The sequence below is a fragment of the Muricoccus radiodurans genome (genome assembly GCF_050154705.1).
GTDB classification, from domain to species: Bacteria; Pseudomonadota; Alphaproteobacteria; order Acetobacterales; family Acetobacteraceae; genus Roseomonas; species Roseomonas radiodurans.
Map to the genome: position 1 here is coordinate 3,948,372 of NZ_CP189561.1, position 21,073 is coordinate 3,969,444.

General features: G+C 72.3%; 20 protein-coding genes. 6 read left to right on the top strand and 14 right to left on the bottom strand.

Annotated features, from left to right (window positions below):
* The first annotated feature begins 268 nt into the window (after window positions 1–268).
* Complete coding sequence (gene purH, locus ACP6CK_RS18640; RefSeq protein ID WP_426954801.1) at window positions 269–1,846, top strand: bifunctional phosphoribosylaminoimidazolecarboxamide formyltransferase/IMP cyclohydrolase; 1,578 nt, start codon at window positions 269–271, stop codon at window positions 1,844–1,846.
* Between the two features lie 93 nt (window positions 1,847–1,939).
* Here the strand turns inward: purH and ACP6CK_RS18645 are convergent, their stop codons facing one another.
* Both ACP6CK_RS18645 and ACP6CK_RS18650 read right to left on the bottom strand, forming a co-directional pair.
* Window positions 1,940–2,143: a hypothetical protein gene (locus tag ACP6CK_RS18645; RefSeq protein ID WP_426954802.1), complete on the bottom strand. Its 204-nt coding sequence runs from the start codon at window positions 2,141–2,143 to the stop codon at window positions 1,940–1,942.
* 65 nt (window positions 2,144–2,208) lie between these two features.
* Window positions 2,209–2,535, bottom strand: coding sequence for a hypothetical protein (locus ACP6CK_RS18650; protein WP_426954803.1), 327 nt, complete (start codon window positions 2,533–2,535; stop codon window positions 2,209–2,211).
* A gap of 172 nt (window positions 2,536–2,707) precedes the next feature.
* On the opposite strand from ACP6CK_RS18650, the gene ACP6CK_RS18655 reads away from it, so the two are divergent.
* The 3 genes from ACP6CK_RS18655 (at window position 2,708) to ACP6CK_RS18665 (ending at window position 5,343) form a co-directional block, all read left to right on the top strand.
* Window positions 2,708–3,736 carry an amino acid ABC transporter substrate-binding protein gene (locus ACP6CK_RS18655; protein ID WP_426954804.1) on the top strand — a complete coding sequence of 343 codons (1,029 nt, stop codon included), beginning with the start codon at window positions 2,708–2,710 and terminating at the stop codon, window positions 3,734–3,736.
* Window positions 3,737–3,759: 23 nt separating this feature from the next.
* Window positions 3,760–4,326: a peroxidase-related enzyme gene (locus ACP6CK_RS18660; RefSeq protein ID WP_426954805.1), complete on the top strand. Its 567-nt coding sequence runs from the start codon at window positions 3,760–3,762 to the stop codon at window positions 4,324–4,326.
* Window positions 4,327–4,677: 351 nt separating this feature from the next.
* Window positions 4,678–5,343: a hypothetical protein gene (locus ACP6CK_RS18665; RefSeq protein WP_426954806.1), complete on the top strand. Its 666-nt coding sequence runs from the start codon at window positions 4,678–4,680 to the stop codon at window positions 5,341–5,343.
* A 249-nt stretch (window positions 5,344–5,592) separates the two neighbouring features.
* Here ACP6CK_RS18665 and ACP6CK_RS18670 read toward each other — a convergent pair whose 3' ends face one another.
* The 9 genes from ACP6CK_RS18670 to ACP6CK_RS18710 all read right to left on the bottom strand — a co-directional run bounded on the left by ACP6CK_RS18670 (window position 5,593) and on the right by ACP6CK_RS18710 (window position 15,032).
* Window positions 5,593–6,477, bottom strand: a complete 885-nt coding sequence (locus tag ACP6CK_RS18670) for an MBL fold metallo-hydrolase (protein ID WP_426954807.1) — start codon at window positions 6,475–6,477, stop codon at window positions 5,593–5,595.
* Between the two features lie 103 nt (window positions 6,478–6,580).
* Window positions 6,581–6,853: a 30S ribosomal protein S15 gene (gene rpsO / locus ACP6CK_RS18675; protein WP_426954808.1), complete on the bottom strand. Its 273-nt coding sequence runs from the start codon at window positions 6,851–6,853 to the stop codon at window positions 6,581–6,583.
* 25 nt (window positions 6,854–6,878) lie between these two features.
* Window positions 6,879–7,826, bottom strand: a complete 948-nt coding sequence (truB, locus tag ACP6CK_RS18680; protein WP_426954809.1) for a tRNA pseudouridine(55) synthase TruB — start codon at window positions 7,824–7,826, stop codon at window positions 6,879–6,881.
* Window positions 7,827–7,984: 158 nt separating this feature from the next.
* Window positions 7,985–8,641, bottom strand: coding sequence for a LysE family translocator (locus ACP6CK_RS18685; RefSeq protein WP_426954810.1), 657 nt, complete (start codon window positions 8,639–8,641; stop codon window positions 7,985–7,987).
* 107 nt (window positions 8,642–8,748) lie between these two features.
* Entirely contained in the window at window positions 8,749–9,732 is a 984-nt protein-coding gene (locus ACP6CK_RS18690) for a hypothetical protein (RefSeq protein ID WP_426954811.1), read from the bottom strand.
* Window positions 9,733–9,815: 83 nt separating this feature from the next.
* Window positions 9,816–10,637 (bottom strand): alpha/beta fold hydrolase, encoded by an 822-nt coding sequence (locus ACP6CK_RS18695; protein WP_426954812.1) that lies wholly within the window; start codon window positions 10,635–10,637, stop codon window positions 9,816–9,818.
* A gap of 73 nt (window positions 10,638–10,710) precedes the next feature.
* Window positions 10,711–11,649, bottom strand: coding sequence for a glutathione synthase (gene gshB / locus ACP6CK_RS18700; protein WP_426954813.1), 939 nt, complete (start codon window positions 11,647–11,649; stop codon window positions 10,711–10,713).
* Between the two features lie 146 nt (window positions 11,650–11,795).
* Window positions 11,796–12,881: a calcium:proton antiporter gene (locus tag ACP6CK_RS18705; RefSeq protein ID WP_426954814.1), complete on the bottom strand. Its 1,086-nt coding sequence runs from the start codon at window positions 12,879–12,881 to the stop codon at window positions 11,796–11,798.
* 69 nt (window positions 12,882–12,950) lie between these two features.
* Window positions 12,951–15,032, bottom strand: a complete 2,082-nt coding sequence (locus tag ACP6CK_RS18710) for a calcium-binding protein (protein ID WP_426954815.1) — start codon at window positions 15,030–15,032, stop codon at window positions 12,951–12,953.
* Window positions 15,033–15,198: 166 nt separating this feature from the next.
* On the opposite strand from ACP6CK_RS18710, the gene ACP6CK_RS18715 reads away from it, so the two are divergent.
* Together ACP6CK_RS18715 and coaE are read left to right on the top strand one after the other, a co-directional pair.
* Window positions 15,199–16,068 carry a shikimate dehydrogenase gene (locus tag ACP6CK_RS18715; protein ID WP_426959948.1) on the top strand — a complete coding sequence of 290 codons (870 nt, stop codon included), beginning with the start codon at window positions 15,199–15,201 and terminating at the stop codon, window positions 16,066–16,068.
* A complete protein-coding gene (gene coaE / locus ACP6CK_RS18720; RefSeq protein ID WP_426954816.1) occupies window positions 16,065–16,730 on the top strand; it encodes a dephospho-CoA kinase in 666 nt (221 codons plus the stop codon). Before ACP6CK_RS18715 ends, coaE begins: the two co-directional genes overlap by 4 nt.
* A gap of 183 nt (window positions 16,731–16,913) precedes the next feature.
* Here the strand turns inward: coaE and holA are convergent, their stop codons facing one another.
* The 3 genes from holA to leuS are packed head-to-tail and all read right to left on the bottom strand — an operon-like array spanning window position 16,914 to window position 21,037.
* A complete protein-coding gene (gene holA / locus ACP6CK_RS18725) occupies window positions 16,914–17,924 on the bottom strand; it encodes a DNA polymerase III subunit delta (RefSeq protein WP_426954817.1) in 1,011 nt (336 codons plus the stop codon).
* A 30-nt stretch (window positions 17,925–17,954) separates the two neighbouring features.
* On the bottom strand, window positions 17,955–18,473 hold the full coding sequence (lptE, locus tag ACP6CK_RS18730; RefSeq protein WP_426954818.1) for an LPS assembly lipoprotein LptE: 519 nt from the start codon (window positions 18,471–18,473) through the stop codon (window positions 17,955–17,957).
* A 5-nt stretch (window positions 18,474–18,478) separates the two neighbouring features.
* Window positions 18,479–21,037 carry a leucine--tRNA ligase gene (leuS, locus tag ACP6CK_RS18735; RefSeq protein WP_426954819.1) on the bottom strand — a complete coding sequence of 853 codons (2,559 nt, stop codon included), beginning with the start codon at window positions 21,035–21,037 and terminating at the stop codon, window positions 18,479–18,481.
* Window positions 21,038–21,073: the final 36 nt, after the last annotated feature.

The following is a 21,073-nucleotide window of genomic DNA, read 5'->3' on the forward strand; positions in this document are numbered from 1 at the left end:
CTCGGCGTGGAATCGGTGGGTCGTGACTCCGCTCTCCTGAATCCCTGTTGAGGTTTGAGTCCTGTCCCGGGGTGGACGGGACGTGAGTCACGGTCCCCGTGACTCATGGCGAGTCCTCCGCTCCGTGATTCATCCACAGGATTCACCGCTTCCCCCGCAGTATCCCCAGGCGATCGCGGGGTCCGGGGGGCCCGCCGGCCCCCCGGTGGAGATCCAGGAGGCAAAGCCTCCTGGCCAAGACTTCCCGTTGGGCGTATCCGCCCGCCGCATGGACACCCCGCTTCCGATCCGCCGCGCGCTCCTCTCCGTCTCCGACAAGACAGGCCTCGTGGAGTTCGCCCGTGCCCTGGCCGCGCACGGGGCGGAGCTCCTGTCCACAGGCGGCACCGCGAAGGCGCTCCGGGAGGCCGGGCTACCGGTGACGGAACTGTCCGACCACACTGGCTTTCCGGAGATCCTGGATGGCCGGGTGAAGACGCTTCTGCCCGGCGTGCATGGCGGCCTGCTGTTCCGCCGGGACGTGCCGGAGCACGTGGCCCAGGTGCAGGCGCAGGGGATCGCGCCGATCGACCTCGTCTGCGTGAACCTCTACCCCTTCGAGGCCACGGTGGCGCGCGGTGCCTCCTACGATGACTGCGTCGAGAATATCGATATCGGCGGCCCGGCGATGATCCGCTCCGCCGCCAAGAACCACGCCCATGTCTGTGTCCTGACCGAGCCGGAGCAGCTGCTGGAGGTGGCGCGGGAGGTGACGGAGAGCGGGGGTACGAAGCTTGACACGCGCAAGCGTCTCGCCGCCGCCGCCTATGCCCGTACCGCGGCCTATGACGCGGCGATCTCCCGCTGGTTCGCCGGACAGCTCGGCCAGGAGTTCCCGGAGCGGCTCTCCGTCCCGGGCCTGCTGCGCCAGACGCTCCGCTACGGGGAGAACCCGCACCAGCGCGCCGCCTTCTACGTGGACGGTACGCAGCGCCCGGGCATCGCCACCGCCGAGCAGGTCCAGGGCAAGGAGCTGTCCTACAACAACCTGAACGACACCGACGCCGCCTATGAATGCGTCGCGGAGTTCGAGGATCCGGCGATCGTCATCGTCAAGCACGCCAATCCCTGCGGCGTGGCGGTGGCGGCCGACCTGAACGCGGCCTGGGACGCGGCACTTCGTTGCGATCCCGTCTCGGCCTTCGGCGGCATCATCGCGGCCAACCGCCCGCTGGACGAGGCGGCGGCGCGCCGCATCACCGCGATCTTCACGGAGGTGGTGATCGCCCCCGACGCGGACGAGGCCGCGCGCGCCGTCTTCGCGACGAAGAAGAACCTGCGCCTGCTGCTGACCGGCGGCCTGCCCGACCCGGCCGCTCCGGGCACCGTCTTCCGCAGCGTGGGCGGCGGCTTCCTCGCCCAGTCACGGGACGCCGGGCGCGTCGGGGCCGCGGATCTGCGCGTGGTCACGCAGCGCGCGCCCACGGATCAGGAGATGCGCGACCTCCTCTTCGCCTTCCGCGTCTGCAAGCACGTGAAGTCGAACGCCATCGTCTATGCCAAGGGCGGGGCCACCGTCGGCATCGGCGCGGGGCAGATGAGCCGCGTGGACTCCGCCCGCATCGCCGCCTGGAAGAGCGAGGAGGCCGCGAAGGCCGCCGGCGAGGCCCAGCCCCTCGCGAAGGGCTCGGTCGTCGCCTCGGACGCCTTCTTCCCCTTCGCGGACGGGCTTCAGGCCGCCGCGGCGGCGGGCGCCACGGCGGTGATCCAGCCCGGCGGGTCCATGCGCGACAACGAGGTGATCGCGGCCGCCGATGCGGCGGGGCTGGCCATGGTGCTCACGGGGATGCGGCACTTCCGGCACTGAGCACGGCAAGGCCGGGGGAAGGTATTCCCCCGGACCCCCATCTATTTTTTCGAGGCTGCCGCGGAACGGACGACCGGCCGTCCCGCGGCGGACTCAAGCGTCGCCGACCGTCACCGTCACGAGGCCGCTACCGGCGCAGTCGGGACAGGGCTTTCCCTGCAACGTCCCGGACCCGCCGCAGTGCGGACAGGTGGTCTCGGCGGTCTGCGGCGCGCCGGGAGACACCTCGTCGCCCGGGTTCGGCATCGGGCCGCCTGACGGCGTGCTGCCCTTCACGGCCTCCGGGTCGCCCGCCATCCGTCCCTCCCCGCGTCCGACGATGCCGCCAGGAACGCCGGGAGAGAGGATGCGTTGCGACGGGCTCAGCGCCCGCGGCGGCGGGTGGAGGAGCGCGTCGAGGAACGGGCCGGGGCGGGGGCCGCCTCCGGCTCGGCCGTCGAGGCCGGCTGCACGCCGCGGGAGCGGTCCAGCTCCTCGTACATGCAGCGGCTCACGCCGAAGGGCGCGGCATTCGGGAAGCGCTGCTCGCAGACGCCGCGGAAGGCCTCTTCCGGGCCGACCGCGCGGGGCGGCGGCGGCGGTTCGGAGGCGCAGGCGGAGAGCAGCGCCAGGGCCGGCAGCGCGGCGGTGAGGAACGTCTTGGTCACGTCGTCGTCCTTGTGGTCGTGGTCCGTTCGGCGGATCGGCATCGCGGCCCGCCGGGGTCACCCCCCGGGCGGGGCGGAGACTTCTAGGTCGTGACGCGCCCGCCGTCACCCTTCTATCCCAGGGCGTTACGAACCGGCCTTGCCATGGCCCCTCCGCCGCGTGGCTTGGTCCGGCGCCCCGCCCCTGGCACTCTCCGGCCAACGGAGGAACCGCATGCGTCACACCCGCCTCGCCGCCCTGCTGGGCGCGCTCCTGCTCGCCCCCATGCTGGCCTGGGCGCAGGCGGCGCCCGGCCCGACCCTCGCGGCGGTCCGGGCGAAGGGGGTGCTGGACTGCTCCACCAGCCTCGGCACGCCGGGCTTCTCGGCACCGGACAGCCAGGGGGTGTATCGCGGCCTGGACCCGGATTCCTGCCGCGCCGTCGCTGCCGCCATCTTCGGGGACGGATCGCGCGTCCGCTTCACGCCGCTGGCCGGGCCGCAGCGCCTGCCGGCCGTGCAGTCGGGGCAGGTGGATGTCGGCGCGCAGACCCTCACCTGGTCCCAGTCCCGGGACACGGCGAACGGGCTGAACTTCCCGGCGATCACCTTCTATGACGGGCAGAGCTTCCTCGTCCGCCGCAGCGCGGGCCTCCAGCGCGCCGCGGACCTCGCCGGGGCCACGATCTGCACGGTCTCCGGCACGACCTCGGAGCTGAACCTGGCGGACTGGGCGCGGACCAACAACCTGCAGTACCAGCACGTCGTCTTCGAGCGGAATGACGAGGCCCGCCGCGCCTATGAGAGCGGCCGCTGCGACAGCTACTCCACCGATGCCAGCGTGCTCGCCGCCGCCCGAAGCGGCTTCCCCACCCCCGGCGACCACGTGATCCTGCCCGACCGGATCTCGAAGGAACCCCTGGCGCTGGCCGTCCGCCACGGGGACGAGCAGTGGACGGACATCGTGCGCTGGACGATCTACGCCCTGATCGAGGCGGAGGAGCTCGGCGTCACCCAGGCGAATGCGGAGGCGATGCTCGCCAGCCCCAACCCCGCCATCCGCCGCCTGCTCGGCGTGTCCGGCGACCATGGGCCGAACATGGGGCTCGACCGGCGCTGGGCCTACAACGCCATCCGCGCCGTCGGGAACTACGGGGAGATGTACGACCGCAACATCGGCCCCGACACGCCGATCGGCCTGCCGCGCGGGATCAACGCGCTGTGGAACCGCGGCGGCCTCATGTACGCCCCGCCGATCCGTTAGCCTTCGACGACAAAGGAACGCCGATGACCGAATCCATCTCCTGGCTGCGGCTGGAAGAGCCCACCCCGACGCCCGAGGCCGCCGCGGTGCTCGACGCCACCCGCGCCCGCCTGGGCTACGTCCGCAACGGCCAGCGCGCCGTCGCCAGCAAGCCCCGCATCATGGTCGCGATGGAGGCCCTGTCCGAGGCCGTGAACCGCGACCCCGACGCGCGCCTCTCCCCGCGGGAGCGGGAGCTGATCGCCCTCGTCGTCTCGGTGCAGAACGGCTGCGAGGCCTGCGTCTTCTCCCACGCCGCCGCGCTGCGGAAGCACACGAACGATCCCATCCTGGTCGCGACGGTCGAGGTGTCCTGGCGCCGCGCCGCCCTCACCCCGCGGGAGAAGGCCCTGGCCCGCTACGCCGAGGCCCTGACCCGCGCCCCCCGCGACGTGGAGGAGACCGACCTCGACGCCCTCCGCGCCGCCGGCCTGGACGACACGGCCATCCTGGAGGCCGCGGCCATCACCGGCTACTTCAACATGACCAACCGCGTGAACAGCGGCCTCGGCGTCCACGCCAACGCGGAAGCCTACGCGGCGAACCGGTAGGGGTGGCGCTGGACGACTCCGGGAGGCTCTGCCTCCCGGACCCTCCGCCGGGGACCCTGAGGGCCCCCGGACCCCCGCATCCGCAGAACGTCGTTGGTGACGGGGTGGGTGGACGCAGGCAGCCGGGCGCCCCCGCGGCGGTGCGGCTCGGACGTCCGGCCCCGCCGTAAGCCCTGCCCGCCGGACCGCTGCGCACAGAGGCGCGGGAACGTCGTTCAGCGCATCATCCATCGCCTGAGAACCGGCACCACCTTGCCACCCGTGACGACCGTCTCGCCCCGGCCATCCCCTTCGTCGCCACCGTAACGGAATGGACCCGGTGGCGGTCCTTACCTAATCTGGCCGTCCACCGTGGAGTTTGGGAGGCAGAATTTGGCGACTTACGTATTCGGTGCCCCACTCGGCGAGAACGAAGTCGGCAGCTTCACCGCTATGTCGGCCCTGGAGAGGTCCTACCTGGGCAGTGGCAGCGGCACCGTCCGCAACAATCGGCCACCTCCGACCGATGCCGGTCCACTGTATGGGCTGGGAGACCTTCACAACGTGAACGTCTCGGCGAAGCGCGGCATCGCCATCATCGGCACGCGCGGCGACCTCGCGAACGACTTCACGCGCTGCGGTAAGGTCAATTTCATCACGAAGTCCCAGGGCTTCGCCGTGACCGCCGCCTATGCCGGGAACGCGGCGCAGTCTGCGGCCCGCTTTGCCGGCATCTCCATCGTGGGAACGGCAAATCTCATTCTGAAACGAAAGCCGAAACATCTGAGGGCGCTTTACGCCTACGCCGGCGATCGGGCCCGGACCCTGACGGTGATCCAGGTCTTCGGGATCCCGAACCCGTCGACCTTCTCGCGCGACGACCTTCTCGCCACCTTCACGGGGCATTTCCTTCCGCTCGACGACATCCTCGTCGATCTGCACAGGGCGGGCCTGCTGAACACGGACACCATCTTCTACAAGGTGAAGCGCTGGAGGGAGAGCCACTCGGGCGGCGAGCCCTGGACCGTCAACATGTGACGGGTGGATGTGTCGAGCCGGGCAGGGATCGCCGGCTTCGACGGCCTTGTCAGCCGATCTGATTCCGTTACCGAGCGCATCCCGCGACGGCGGACGTGCCCTTTGTCGGGGGCGGCCGAGCGGAGCGACGACGCGAATGCCTGCGTCGTCACCTCCCATCCAGGGGCACGACACCCGTCATCCCCGACCACCGGAACTGTCAGCGCCCGATCCGGTGCGATGGGCAGCGCTTCCCCCGGAGTCACATCGCTATCGCCACCCGGCGCCGGGCAGGGCATCCAGCGGCAGGCGCAGGTGGCGGCGGCCTTCGGCGTCCGGGGGCGGCAGGCGGCCGCCGGCGATGTTCACCTGCAGGGCGAGCAGCATCAGGCCGGGCATCGGAAGGGTCTGATCCCGCGCGGTGCGGAGGGCGACGAAGGCGGCCTCGTCCGTCGCGGCCTGAAGGTGCCGGTTGGTGGCGCGCTGCTCCGCCACCGTGCTCTCCCAGGCGGCGGAGCGGCCCTGCGGCCGGTAGTCGTGGCCGGTGAAGAGGCGCGTCGCGTCGGGCAGGGTCAGGATGCGCCCGATCGAGCGCCAGAGCGCGGCCGCGTCGCCGCCGGGGAAGTCGGCACGGGCGGTGCCGGAATCCGGCATGAAGAGCGTGTCGTGGATGAAAGCCGCATCGCCCGAAACGAGGGTGATGGAGGCGAGGGTGTGGCCGGGGCAGAGCATCGCCTCCACGCCCAGCTCGCCGACCGTGATGCGGTCGCCATCCGCCAGCAGCCGGTCCCATTGGGAGCCGTCGGCCGGGAAGGTCTCGTCCAGGCCGTAGATGCGCTTCCAGATCCGCTGCACCGCCACGACGCGGGCGCCGGTCACCGTCGGCGCGCCGGTCCGGTCCTTCAGGTAGCCGGCGGCGGAGAGGTGGTCGGCGTGGGGATGGGTATCGATGATCCAGTCCACGCGTAGGCCGCGCTCGCGGACATGGTCCAGGATCGCGTCGGCCGAGCGCGTGGCCGTCGCGCCGGAACAGGCGTCGAAGTCGAGGACGGGATCGATGATCGCGCAGCGGCGCGTGGCGGGATCGGCCAGCACGTACTGGATGCTGCCCGTGCGGGGCTCGTGGAACCCCGTGACCTCAGGCTTGTTGGCCATGGACCCTCCGCCTGGAGGATGATCTTCTCCAGATCGCGGGTCCAGGGGGTGCGTTCACCCCCTGGCGGGAGGGTCCGGGAGGGCAGGGCCCTCCCGAGAGCGGCTAGCGCCGCAGCCCCAGGCGCCCGATGAGGCTCTCGTAGCGCTGCTGGTTCTTCCGCTTCACGTAGTCCAGCAGCCCGCGCCGCTGACCCACGAGCACGAGCAGGCCGCGCCGGGAGTGGAAGTCCTTCGGGTGGGTCTTCATGTGCTCGGTGAGCGAGGAGATCCGCTCCGACAGCAGGGCCACCTGCACTTCCGGCGAGCCGGTGTCGCCCGGGGCGGTGGCGTATTCCTTGATGAGCGTGGCGCGGCGCTCGGCAGTGATCGTCGACATCGGGATGTCCTGTGCGTGTGGGGTGTCAGGCGCCGCGGGCGAGCCAGCGTTCGGGACGGAGCAGCCCGTCCCCCAGCCGGCACAAACCCATCAGCCGCTCCCCCGACAGCACACGGACCAGGCCCCCATCGGGATTGGCCGCCTGCGGAACCCGGCCCATGAAATCGACCAGGGACAATTCCTGGCCGAAGGAGAGCCGGGCGGCCTCGCTTTCGGTGATGGCCAGGGCCGGGATGTCGTCCAGCGCGGTCGTCACCGGCAGCAGAAGCGCCGGGGAAGGGGGCGGGGTATCCTCGCTTCCGACCAGCTTGTCCAGCGGAATCGCGTGCTCCTCGCGGAAGGGTCCCACGCGCAGGCGCCGCAGCACCGCGATGTGGCCCACCGTGCCGCAGGCCCGCGCCAGGTCGCGCGCGAGGGAGCGCATGTACACCCCCTTGCCGCTCTCCACGTGAAAGATCGCGGTGTCGGCGTCCACGCGCTCCACCAGCTCGAAGCGGTCCACGCGGGCGGGGCGGGGCTGCAGCTCCACGGCCTGCCCTTCGCGCGCGAGGTCATAGGCGCGCTCGCCGCCCACCTTGATCGCGGAATAGGCGGGCGGGATCTGCATGATGTCGCCGCGGAAGGCCGGCAGCGCCGCCTCGATGTCCTCGTTCGTCGGGCGGTGGTCGGAGGTCGCGACCGTCTTCCCGTCCGCGTCGTCCGTGTCCCGCGCGTCGCCCATCTTCAGGGTGAAGCGATAGATCTTCGTGCTGTCCATGACATAGGGCACGGCCTTCGTCGCGGCCCCGAAGGCGATCGGCAGCAGGCCGGTGGCCAGCGGGTCCAGCGTGCCCCCGTGGCCGACCTTCTGCGCGTCGAAGGCGCGCTTGAGCTTCGTGACGACGTCGGTGGAGCCCATGCCGGTGGGCTTGTCCACGATCAGCCACCCGTCCATCGGGCGGCCGCGCGGCTTGCGGTTCTGGCGCTTCTGCATGCGCGGGCGTCTAGAGCAGATCGGCGCGGGGCGCACGGGGTGGTGCCGGGGAGAAAAGGCCGGGGAAAGGTATTTCCCCGGACCCCAATCTATTTTTATCGGGCTGCCGCGGGCCGGTGGTCGATGGCCCGACCGGCCTGACGGGGACGGGCGACGTCCTAGCCGGTGGCACCCGGCCGCCGGGCCAGGGCGAGGCCGAGACCGAGCGCGATCATCGCGGCCCCGGATGCCTCGCGCAGGCGGCGGATCAGGCCGGGACGCGCCGCCGCTCCGGCGCGGACGCCCGCCGCCGCGAAGGCCACCCCCACATCCGCGAGCGTGTTGAGGGCGACCGACACGATCCCGAGCAGGATGAACTGCACGGCCACGGACCCTGCCGTGGGGTCCACGAACTGCGGCACGAAGGCGAGGAAGAAGGCCGCCGTCTTCGGGTTCAGCGCCTCGACCGCGATCCCCTCGCGGAAGGCCCGCCCTGTCCCGACCGGCGGGGCGGACGCCTCGCCCCTGAGGAACGCGCCGGCGTCCCGGCGCGCGGTCCACACCGCGCGGGCGCCGATCCAGACGAGGTAGGCGGCACCGACGAGCTTGAGCGCCGTGAACAGCTCCGCGCTCGCCAGCACGATCGCCGAGACGCCGAGCGCGCCCGCGAGGACGTGCACCATCCCGCCGATCCCCGTCCCCAGGCTGGAGGCGATCCCCTCGCCCCGGCCACCGGAGAGCGTCCGGGCCGCGACGTAGAAGATTCCCGGACCCGGCGTGACGGCGAGCAGCAGGGCGGCAGCGGAGAAGAGGGCCAGTTGGGTCGGGTCCAGCATGGCGGACAACCTACCGTCTCACGCGCCCCGTGTTACCCCTGAGCCGGGTTCGCCAGGCTGCGGCGTCGTCAGGACGATGGCGGCCGGCGGACACTCCCTCCGGCCTCCTATTCCTCCTCGTCATCCTCCCCGCCGCCCGGCCCCTGCTCCAGCCGGGACCGCACGGCGGTCAGCTCCTCCAGCCAGCGCTCCAGCATCGCGCGCAGCCCCTCGGGCGTGACGCCCTCCACGCTGTCGTGGCGGGTGACGACGACGCGGTTCTCCTCCGGCAGCTCCACCCGGGCCCAGCGGGTCAGACCGTGCAGCGCGAGGGCGAGGGCCAGCGCGTCCCCCTCCTCCACGTTGATCGCGAGGGAGAAGATCATCGTCCCGTAGTGCCAGGCGAGGCCGGGCGGGTCCTCGTCCTCCACCGGGTCTGTCAGCTCCACCTGGAAGGGCAGCGGGGCACCGTGCTGGACGAGGAAGGCCGGGCTCTCGCCCTCGTCGTCCTCGTCCATCTCGCCCTCGACGATCTCCAGGCCGGACTCGCGGAGCAGGCCCTCGATGTGGATGGGGCGCACGCCCTCAAGAAAGGCCTCCGCCTCGCCCAGCGCCGTCTCGTGCAGGATGGAGGCGGAGAGGGCGATCGAGGAATCCCAGCCCAGCCCCTCGCTCAGCGCCTCCAGCGCCGTGCGGGCGAGGGAGGCGCAGCCGGCCTCGTCCAGCGGCGGCAGGTCGCGGGACCAGTCCTGGCGTCCGGGCGGCAGGATCAGGCCGAGGCGCCGCATCACCTCCCCGCGGCGTCGGGCCGAGACGGGCAACTTCGCGAAGACCCCGCGCGGTGCCAGGCGGCCGGAGGACACCTCGATCGCGCTGCTGGCATAGGGGGCGGAGAAGACCTGGGCATAGGCGGCCTCCCCCACGCCCGGCAGCATCGCCGTGACGGTCAGGAACCGCATGTCGCCGAGCGACCAGGACGATCCCTCCTCCTGCGGGTCCCAGAGGCAGGTGGCCATGATCGCGCGCGTCAGGCGCCGGAGCACCTCGCCCTCCGAGGCCCGGGCGCCGGCGCGGTGGAGCGTCCAGTTCCGGGCCTTGCGTTCAAGGCTCATGGGGCAGGGGCCATGGGGGCGGGCGCGGTCGGGGTCACCCGGCCATATTTCGCCGGCGCGGCCGCATCGCCAAGGGGCGCGGATCAGCTCGCCGCGAAGGCGAGCAGGTCCGCTGTCAGCCGCACCTTCTCCGTGAAGAAGAGGCCATGCGGGGCGCCGGAATACTCCACCAGCCGCGCCCCGGGCACGAGCTTCGCCGCGGCCCGCGCCGTGACGTCGATCGGCACGGTCGCGTCCGAGGTGCCGTGGATGATCGTGGTCGGGAGGCGGAAGGCGCCCATGTCGCGGCGGAAGTCGGTCTCGGAGAAGGCGCGGACGCAATCGATCGTCGCCTTGGGCGAGGCCTGGAGGGCCAGGTTCTGCGACCAGTCCAGGACTTCGGACGTGACGGTGAAGTTCAGCATCCCCGCCCCGTAGAATTGCTTGCCGAAGGTCGCGAGGAAGTTCGGTCGGTCGTCCCGCAGCCCCTGGACCATCTTGTCGAAGGTGGAGCGGTCCACCCCGTCCGGATGGTCCGGCGTCTTCACCAGCATGGGCGTGACGGCGCTGACGAGCACCGCCTTGGCGATCCGGGTGGAGCCGTGGCGCGCGAGGTAGCGCGCGACCTCTCCCCCGCCCATGGAGAAGCCGACGAGCATTACGCCCATGAGGTCCAGCCGTTCCAGCACGGCCGCGAGGTCGTCGGCGAAGGTGTCGTAGTCGTAGCCCGAGAAGGGCTTGTCGCTCTCCCCGAAGCCCCGGCGGTCATAGGTGACGACGCGGCATCCGTTCTCCGCCAGCGTCAGCGCCTGGTATTCCCACATGGCGCCGGAGAGCGGCCAGCCGTGGATCAGCACCACGGGCTTCCCGGCCCCCCAGTCCGTGTAGTGCAGGGACGCGCCGTCGCGGGCCGGGAGAGTGGGCATCGGGTCGGTTCCGGTTCGGGGACCGCACCGGAACGACGCGGCCGGAGGCGGGTTGCCTGCCGCGCGGGTCCGGCTACCGCTTCGCCTCGATCGCGTCCCAGATGGCCTTTTCCAGGTGGATGCCGTCGAAGCGCGCCACCTCCTGCAGGCCGGTGGGGGAGGTGACGTTGATCTCGGTGAGGTAGCCGCCGATCACGTCGATGCCGACGAAGATCATGCCCTGCCGCCGCAGCTCCGGCCCGATGGCGGCGCAGATCTCCTTCTCCCGGTCGGTGAGCGTCGTCTGCACCGCCTTCCCGCCGACATGCATGTTGGACCGCGCCTCGCCCTCGGCCGGGACGCGGTTGATGGCGCCCATCGGCTCCCCGTCCACCAGGATGATGCGCTTGTCGCCCTGGCGCACGGCGGGGACGTATTTCTGGATGACCAGGGGTTCCCGCGACTTCTCGGTGAACATCTCGATCAGGGAGTTCATGTTCGGGTCGTCGGGGCGCAGGTGGAAGACGCCGGCGCCGCCATTGCCGAAGAGCGGCTTGATGATGATGTCGCCGTGCGTCTCCCGGAAGGCGGCGATGCGGCGGCGGTCCGCGGTGACCAGGGTCTCCGGCATCAGTTCGGGGAAGTGGGTGACGAAAAGCTTCTCCGGGGCGTTCCGCACGCTGGCCGGGTCGTTCACCACCAGGGTCTTCGGGTGGATGTGCTCCAGGATGTGGGTGGCCGTGATGTAGGCCATGTCGAAGGGCGGGTCCTGGCGCATGAGCACCACGTCCACCTGACCGAGGTCGAGCTCCTCCGCCGCGCCGAGGGTATAGTGGTTCCCCTTCTCCCGCCGGACCTGGACGGGCTGGGCCTGGGCGGTGACGCGGCCGCCCTGCAGAGCCAGGTCGCGCACGTGGTAGTGCCACATGGCATGGCCGCGGCTCTGGGCCTCCAGCATCAGGACGAAGGTGCTGTCGCCCTCGATGTTGATGCTCTCGATCGGGTCCATCTGGACCGCCACCCGCAGCGCCATGAGCGTGTTCCCTATGCTTCGCGCCTTGGTGGCATCCCGGCCGCCGTTTCGCCAGGGCCCCCATCTCCGCCCTCCGCGGCAGCCCGACCGCGGGGTCCGGGGGCCCCGCCGGGCCCCCGGCGGGGGTCAGGGGGCGGAGCCCCCCGCTACGGCACGAACACGATCAGCAGCCAGGCCAGGAACACCACCATCAGCACGCAACCCTGCAGGATGTTCGTCACGCTGCCGGACAGCGCCAGCATCCCCGCCAGGAAGGTCAGGGCGAGCAGCACCGTGTCGGCCGGGGAGATGCCCAGCTCCAGCGGCTGCCCCCGCCAGATCGCCAGCCCGACGAGGATGGGCACCGACAGCCCGATGGTCGCGATGGCCGAGCCGAGGGCGAGGTTGAGGCTCGTCTGCAGCCGGTCCGCCCCGGCGGCGCGGAGGGCCGTCGCGGCCTCCGGCATCAGGACGATGGCCGCGACCACCACGCCCGCGACGCTCGGGGGCAGGCCGGCCGCGGCGACGGCGGTGCCGATCGCGCCGGAGACGGTCTTCGCCAGCAGCACCACGGCCGAGAGCGCCAGCAGCAGGAGGAGCGCCGCGGTCCCGGCCTCCCGCGCCGTGGGGCGCAGCGGCGCGTCGCCCAGCGCGTCCTCCGGGATGAAGGGGACGAAATAGGCGCGGTGGCGCACCGTCTGCGCCCAGACGAAGACGCCCCAGAGCGCCAGGCAGAGGCCCGCGATCATGCCGAGCTGCGTGGAGGAGAATTCCGGCCCCGGCGCCGCCCGCGTGTGGTTCGGCAGGATCAGGACAAGGGTGGCCATGGCCGCCACGACGGAGAGCAGCGCCGCCGCCCCGCCGGCGTTGAAGCCCGGCTCCCGGTGGCGGAGCCCGGCGATGACGATGCACAGGCCGGTCAGCCCCGCCGCCACCAGCATGACCACCGCGTGGATCGTGTCCCGCAGCAGCGTCGTGTTCGGCGGGTCGGCCGTCAGCATGATGGAGGCGATCAGCGCCACCTCGATCACCGTGACGGCGATCGCGAGGATGAGGGTGCCGAAGGGCTCGCCGAGGCGCGCCGCCACCACCTCCGCGTGGTGCACCGCGGCCTGGACGGAGGTCAGGAGCAGCAGGAAGACCGGCAGGGCGAGCCAGCCCTCCGCCTTCAGCCCGACGGCGAAGGCGGCCCCCAGCCCGGCCAGGGGTGGGAGCCATCCGCTCCAGTGCAGGACGTGACGTGTGGCGGCCATGCCCGGGCCTATAGCGGCTCGCGCCCGGGCTGATCAGGTGCGCGGGGCCGGCGGGCGGTCCCGTTGTCGTCAGAAGGCGAAGTCGGAGGCGAGCAGCGGCCCCGCGACATCCACCGCCTGCAGGACGAGGCGCAGGTCCGCGACGCCGTCGCCCGTGTCCGCCTCCACCAGAAAGCGGCCGGGCGAGAGAGTCAGGGCGTGGATCTGCGGGCCCGTCCCGGTGAAGGCGGCCTCGCCCAGGAAGGCGTAGCCGAGGCCACCGGTCAGCACGGTGAGGTCCACCACGTCCCCCTCTGCACGGGAGAAGTCGGCGATCAGGTCCACCCCGGGCCCGGGCGTGCTGTTCCCGAAGGTCGCGAAGACGAAGCGGTCCGTCCCGGCACCGCCCACCAGCACATCCGCCCCGCCGCGGCCGAGCACGTAGTCGTTGCCTGCCCCGCCGATGAGGACGTTGCTGCCGGCATCGCCCACCAGCACGTCGTCGAAGGCGGAGCCGGTCAGGCCCTCCACCTCCAGCAGCACGTCGCCCGCGGCATCGCCGCCCGCGCCCGCGGCGGCCCCGCCGAGGAAGGCGGTCACGCCGGCGTCGGAGGTGAGGTAGTCCACCGTGTCGAAGCCCGCGCCGCCGACCAGCAGGTCCGCGCCGCCGCCCCCGCGCAGCAGGTCCGCGCCATCCCCGCCCAGCAGCAGGTTGTCGGCCCCGTCCCCCAGCAGCGTGTCGTTGAGGGCGCTGCCCACCACCCGCTCGATGTTGGCCAGCACGTCCCCGGCAGCGTCGCCGGCGTAGCCGACGCCGAAGCGCAGGTCGACGAAGACGCCCGAGACGGAGGTGGAGTAGTCCACCGTGTCGGGCCCCGCCCCGCCGTCCAGCGTGTCCACCCCGGCGCCACCGCGCAGGAAGTCGTCTCCGGCCCCGGCGTTCAGGATGTTCCCGCCGGCATCCCCCAGCAGCACGTCGTCGAAGGCGCTGCCCACCAGGTGCTCGATCCCGACGAGGGTGTCCCCCGTCGCCTCCCCGCCCGCGCCCAGGCCGTCCACGAGCGACACCCGGACGGCGGCCGAGGAGAAGTAGTAGGACGCGGCGTCCCGATCGCTGCCGCCGATAAGGCTGTCCGCGCCCGCGCCGCCCATGAGCGTGTCGTTGCCGGCGCCGCCGTCCAGCGTGTCGCTGCCCTCCAGGCCGCGCAGCGTGTCGCTGCCCGTCCCCCCGAGAAGGATGTTGGCGACACCGCTGCCGGTGATGTCGTCGTCGAGCTGGGAGCCGATGACATCCTCGAAGTTCGAGAGGACGTCGCTCTCCGAGTAGATGGCGTTCGTCCCGCCGCCGATCAGCCCGGTGCCCGCCGTCAGGTTCACGACGAGGCGCGGGATCTGAACCCGCCCGGGCAAGCCGAGGTCGGTGTAGTAGCTGTAGTCCACGGCGTCGCGCGCGCCCGCTCCGCCGTCGAGGGTGTCGTTGCCCCCGCCGCCCATCATCGTGTTGTTCGCGGCATCACCGTTCAGAAGATCGCTGTAACCTGTTCCTTCGACCCGCTCGATCCCGCTGTAGGTGTCGCCGGCCGCCGCCCCGCCGCCCAGGCCCGTGGCGAGGTTCACTTGCACGCCAGATCCCACCGTGAGGACAAAAACGAGCGTGTCGGTTCCGGCGCCGCCGACGAGGCTGTCCGCACCATCGGAGGCGACCAGCAGGTCATCGCCGCCGCCGCCGAAGAGCTGGTCGTCCGCGAGCCCACCGGACAGGGTGTCGGCTCCTCCTGCACCCTCCAGGATCAGCCGGCTCGCGGGGTTCAGGTTGATGCCGCCCAGGCTGCCGCCGCGCAGCGATCCCGTCTCGATGATCCGCAAGGTCAGGTCGTCGCCGACCGCGTTCGTGTCGAAGAAGGCTTGATCAACCCGTAGGTCGGCGCTCCCGGCATTGGTCACGCTGATCAGGTCGAAACCGGTGATGCGGGGATAGAGCGATCCGTTGAGCGGTGTGAACGCCTGGCCCGAGAGATCAAACCGCAGCTCGGCGGGGTTTCCGACAACGCTGCCACCCGTGACCGTGTCGTTCCCGTCGAAGAAGGCGAGGTTGTTCACCGTCGCCACCTCACCCGGCCCGACCGAGACCGGCCCCTCAGGCCCGTCCACCTGAAAGGTATAGTTCGGCATCGCTGACGCTCTCCCCGGCCACAGCCCCGCCCAGCGTTCCACGCGCCGGCACGGGCTAGCCTGCACGACGCTGGCCCCACGGCAAGGCAAGCTTTCGTACCGGCACCCAACGGAATACCAGGACCCCGCCTTGGGCCGCATCCGCGCCGCGATTAGGGTGCCGGCCATGCAGGACCCGCCCCGCACCCTGACCGGCCATGCGAAGACCGCCGGTATCCTCGGCTGGCCCGTCGGCCACTCCCGGTCGCCGCGGCTGCACGGGTACTGGCTGGCCCGGCACGGGCTGGACGGCGCCTACATCCCGCTGCCCGTCCCGCCGGACCGCTTCGCCGCCGCCGTGCGCGCCCTGGCCGATCTCGGCTTCCGCGGCGCCAACGTGACCATCCCCCACAAGGAGGCCGCCTTCGCCGCCTGCGACCATGTGGAGGAGGAGGCGCGCCGGATCGGCGCCGTGAACACCCTGGTCATGCGGGACGGCCGGATCGAGGGCTGGAACACCGATGGCTGGGGCTTCCTTCGCAGCATCGAGGAACAGGCGCCGGACTTCGACGCCGCGGCCGGCCCCGCCGTGGTGCTCGGCGCCGGCGGCGGGGCGCGGGCGGTCGCGGCCGCCCTGCTCGGCGCCGGCTGCCCGCGCCTGACGCTGGTGAACCGCACCCCTGCCCGGGCCGAGGCGCTGGCCCATGCCCTGGCGGAGCACGGCTTCGGCACCGCCGTGGACGTGGCCACCACCCCGCCGCTGGACGGCGCCGCCCTGCTGGTGAACACGACCAGCCAGGGCATGCAGGGCCAGCCGCCGCTGGTGCTGGATGTCTCGCCCCTGCCGCCCCACGCGGTGGTGGTGGACATCGTCTACGTGCCGCTGGAAACCCCGCTGCTCGCCGCGGCCCGTGCCCGAGGGCTGCGCGCGGTGGACGGGCTCGGGATGCTCCTCCACCAGGGCCGCCGCGGCTTCGAGGCGTGGTACGGCGTCCTGCCCCAGGTGGACGCGGCGTTGCGGGACTTCGTCGCCGCCGATATCCCGCGCACCGCATGAAGGTTTGGGGCCTCACCGGCGGCATCGGCATGGGCAAGTCGACCGCGGCCAACACCTTCCGCCGCCTCGGGGTGCCGGTCTTCGACGCGGACGCCGCGGTCCATCGCCTGCAGGGCCCGAACGGCGCCGCCGTCCGCCCGATCGCCGCCGCCTTCCCCGGCACCACCTGCATGACCCCGCGCGGCCCGAAGGTGGATCGGGAGGCGCTGCGGCGCGCCGTCCTCGGCAACGACCCTGCCGATAACGCCGCCCTCCGCCGGCTGGAGGCGATCGTGCATCCCCTTGTTCGCGCGGCCGAGCGCCGCTTCCTCGCGGCCGCCCGCCGCCGGGGCGCGCGCCTTACCGTCCTCGACATCCCCTTGCTCTTCGAGACGGGCGGCGAGCGCCGCGTGGACGAAGTGGTCGTCGTCACCGCCCCCGCCGCGATCCAGCGCGCCCGCGTCCTGCGCCGCCCCGGCATGACCGAGGACCGGCTCCGCGCCATCCTCGCCCGCCAGGTGCCGGACGCCCTGAAGCGCCGCCGCGCCGACCACCTCATCCACACCGGCCTGTCCCGCCACCACGCCCAGCGCGCGGTCCGGCGGCTGGTGCGGGGCGGCGCGAGTGGCCCCGGGGGAAAGGCTCTGCCTTCCCCCCAGACCCCCCATCCGCCAGGAACCTGAGGTTCCTGGACCTCCCGCCTGTTTTTAGGAATGCCGTTGGTTGGTGATCCCCCTCCTTGGCATGGCGAAAGAGGAAGGCCGCCAACCAACGGCGCTCAACAGAAGCGGGGGGCCGGGGGCCCTCAGGGTCCCCGGCGGAGGGGGCGCAGGGGGAGGCAGGGCCTCCCCCGCAGGCCACAAGCGCTACCCCCGCCGTGCCAGCGCCGCGGACTGGCGCGCCAGGGTCAGGAGCGCGTGGCGGGCGATGGCGGCATCGGGAATGGGGCGGCCGGTGCCGCCGGATTTCGTGCCCAGCTCGGCCTCCCGCAGCGCGGCGGCGACGATGGCCAGGGCGTCGGGGCGCCAGTGGCGCAGCGCCTTCTCGAACTCGTTCTTGTGCCTGAAGAAGACGGGGGGCTGGAGGGCCTGCATCCCGGCCAGCGACGCCAGATGAAGGCGCTGCACGTGGCGGAGCAGGGCGCGGATGACCTGCACGGCATGGGCGCCCTCGGCCATGGCCGCTTCCAGCGCACGGTCGGCCGCGGCGATGTTGCCGGAGGTCGCGGCCATCAGCGCCTCGTCGAGGTCGAGCGCGGAGCCGTCGCCGACGCAGGCGAGCACGTCCTCCTCCGCCAGCCGCCCGCCGGGGCCGGCATAGAGGACCAGCTTCTCCACCTCCCGCCGCAGGGTCTGGCGGTCCTCGCCCAGCCGGCTGGCGAGCCAGGCGACGGCGGCGGGCTCGGCGGTGACGCCGCCCTCTTTCAGCAGGGCGGCGATGGTGGCGGCGAGGTCGGCGCCGCGCTCCCGGTAGCAGGGAATGGCGGCGGCCCGGGGACTGCCCTCCGCCAGGACGCGGAGCTTGGAGCGGGCGGTCAGTTCCCCCGCCTCCAGGATGACCAGCGTGTCGCCGGGGGCGTCCAGCACCTCCTTCAGCGACGCGGCCAGGGCGTCGGTCGCGTCGCGCACGCGGATCACGCGGCGGCCGCCGGTCAGGGCGAGGGCCGCGGCCTCCCCGGCCAGGGCGCCGGGGCGGGACGCGGCGTCCCGCGGCAGGTCGGCCAGGCGGAAGGGGTCGTTGTCCGGCACGATGGCGGCCTGGAGGGCATCGGCCCGCTCGCGCGCGAGGCCGGCATCCTCCCCGAAGAGCAGCACGGCGCGGGTGGCGCCCGGGTCCTTCAGGAAGGCCGGCAGGCGGCGGGCGTCGAGCTTCGCCATCTCAGCGCGCCCGCAGGACCATGACGCGGCTCAGGCGGCCGGCCGCTCGCGGAAGGTGAGCGTCAGGCGGAGAACGATGTCGTCCGCGATCTGCTCCAGCAGGCGCCGGTCCGCGGCATCCGCGCTCTGCAGCCCCGCGAAGAACTCGTTGTCCGGGATGTTGTAGTCGTCGAAGGCGCGGGCGGTGCCGCTGGCCACCATCACCGGCGGCACGGCGAGCGTCACCAGCGACCAGGGCGCGGTGTAGTTCAGGCTGACCCGGCTGGGCGAGCCGTCGCGGCGGTAGCCCTGCAGGCTGCTGCCGGGCAGGACGGCCACGCGCAGCTCGTAGCGGGCGGCGGTGCCCGGGCGCTCCAGCCGGCCCTGCAGGATCTGGCGCATCATCTGGCCGCGCCGGTTGGGCATCATCCCGACGCGGATGGCGGCCAGCTCGGCCTGGACGTCGGCGCCGACCTCGGCCGGCGGGGCATGGAGGGGGCGGAAGCCGCAGCCCGCCAGCAGCAGCCCGGTGCCGCCGAGCAGCCCGCGGCGCGTGATCGTCCGGTCCATGGCCCTCACACCACCAGGTTCACGATCCGCCCGGGCACGTGGATGCGCTTGCGGATGGGGCGGCCGGCGATCGCGCGCTGCACGTTCTCCTCCGCCTCGGCGGCGGCGAGAACCGCCTCCTCCGGCGTGCCGACCGGCAGGGTCAGCGTCGCGCGCAGCTTGCCCAGCACCTGCACGGCGATGGTCATCGTCTCCGCCACCAGCAGGGCGGGATCGGCCTCGGGCCAGGGCAGGTTGGCAACCAGCTCCTCGCCGGGATGGAGGATCGACCAGATCTCCTCCGCGAGGTGCGGCATCATCGGCGCCATCAGCCGCGCGAGGATCGCGACCGCCTCCCTCCGTGCCTCGACGCCGGCGTCAGAGGCCTCGATCGCGTTCGCCAGCTCGTAGAGCCGGGCGACGGCGACGTTGAAGGCGAAGGTCTCCAGCGCCGTCGTCACCGCCTCGATCGCGCGGTGGGCGGCCTGCTGCAGCGGGCGGGCTGGGCCATCGCCGCCGCGCGCGTCGAGCCCCGCGGCCAGGCGATACACGCGCTGGACGAAGCGGTGCGCGCCGGCGACGCCGGACTCGCTCCACTCCATGTCGCGCTCCGGCGGGTTGTCGGACAGGATGAACCAGCGCGCGGTGTCGGCGCCGTAGCGGCCGATGATGGCGCCGGGGTCCACGGTGTTGCGCTTGGACTTCGACATCGCCTCGACCCGGCCGACCGTCACCGGCTCGTTCGTGCCGCGGCGGAGGGCGGTGCCGTCCGGACGCCTCTCCACTTCCTCGGGATAGAGCCAGGCGCCGTCCTGCGACTTGTAGGACTCGTGCTGCACCATCCCCTGGGTGAAGAGGCCGGCGAAGGGCTCGTCCACCTTCAAGTGGCCGGTGGCGGACATGGCGCGGGTGAAGAAGCGGGAATAGAGCAGGTGCAGGATCGCGTGCTCGATGCCGCCGATATACTGGTCCACCGGCAGCCAGGCATCCACCGCGTCCCGCATCACCGGAATGTCGGCGCGCGGGGAGCAGAAGCGGGCGAAGTACCAGGAGCTGTCGACGAAGGTGTCGCAGGTGTCCGTCTCCCGCCGCGCGGCGGCGCCGCAGGACGGGCAGGCCACGTGCTTCCAGCTGGGGTGGTGGTCCAGCGGGTTGCCGGGCTTCGAGAAGTCCACGTCATCGGGCAGGCGGACCGGCAACTGGTCCTTCGGCACAGGCACGATGCCGCATGCCTCGCAGTGGATCACCGGGATGGGGCAGCCCCAGTAGCGCTGGCGGGAGACACCCCAGTCGCGCAGGCGCCAGTTCACCACGCCCTGGCCGCTGCCCTTCTCCTCCAGCGCCTCGATCGCGCGACGCTTGGCGGAGGGCACGTCCAGCCCGTCCAGGAAGCGGGAGTTGAAGATCGTGCCGTCACCCGTATAGGCGGCGCCGTCCAGCGCGAAGGACGCGGCCTCCTCGCCGGGCGGCAGGACGACGGGCAGGATCGGCAGGGCGTATTTCGAGGCGAACTCGAAGTCGCGCTCGTCATGGCCGGGGCAGCCGAAGATGGCGCCGGTGCCGTATTCCATCAGCACGAAGTTCGCGATCCAGACGGGGAAGGTCGCGCCCTCGATGAAGGGATGCGCCACGCGGAAGCCGGTGTCGTGGCCGCGCTTCTCCGCCTGCTCGATCGCCGCCTCGCTCGTGCCCATGGCGCGGCATTCCGCGACGAAGGCGGCGGCCTTCGGATCGCGCGCGGCGGCCGCGGCCGCCAGCGGATGCTCCGCCGCGACGGCCAGGAAGGACATGCCGAACAGCGTGTCGGGGCGCGTGGTGAACACCTCCACCTCGCTCAGCCCCGCTGCCGGCTCGGCCAGGGCGAAGCGGACGCGCGCGCCCTCGCTGCGGCCGATCCAGTTCGCCTGCATCGTCCGCACCCGCTCGGGCCAGCGGTCGAGCGTGTTCAGCGCCTCCAGCAGCTCCGGCGCGTATTTCGTGATGGAGAAGAACCACTGCGACAGCTCGCGCTTCTCCACCGGCGCGCCGGAGCGCCAGCCCTTGCCGTCGATCACCTGCTCATTGGCCAGGACGGTGCCGTCCACCGGGTCCCAGTTCACCCAGGACCTCTTCCGCTCCACCAGCCCGGCCTTCAGGAAGTCCAGGAAGAGCGCCTGTTGCTGGCCGTAATACTCGGGGTCGCAGGTCGCGAACTCCCGCGCCCAGTCGAGCGACAGGCCCATGCGGCGCAACTCGGCCCGCATGTTGGCGATGTTGTCGTAGGTCCACTTCCCCGGGTGGATGCCGCGTTCCCGCGCCGCGTTCTCCGCCGGCAGGCCGAACGCATCCCAACCCATCGGGTGCATCACCGCATGGCCGCGGGCCCGCTTGTACCGCGCGACCACGTCGCCGAGCGTGTAGTTGCGGACATGCCCCATGTGGATCTTCCCCGAGGGGTAGGGGAACATCTCCAGCACGTAATACTTGGGCTTGGACCCGTCCGGCACGTCCGGGGCGGCGAAGCAGCCGCGGGACTCCCAGGCCTCCTGCCAGCGGGGCTCGGCGGCGGCGAAGTCGTAGCGGGCAGGGGGCGAGGCGTCGTTCATCGGGGGTGTGCGGGCGTCATCAGAGTAAGGCCGTCA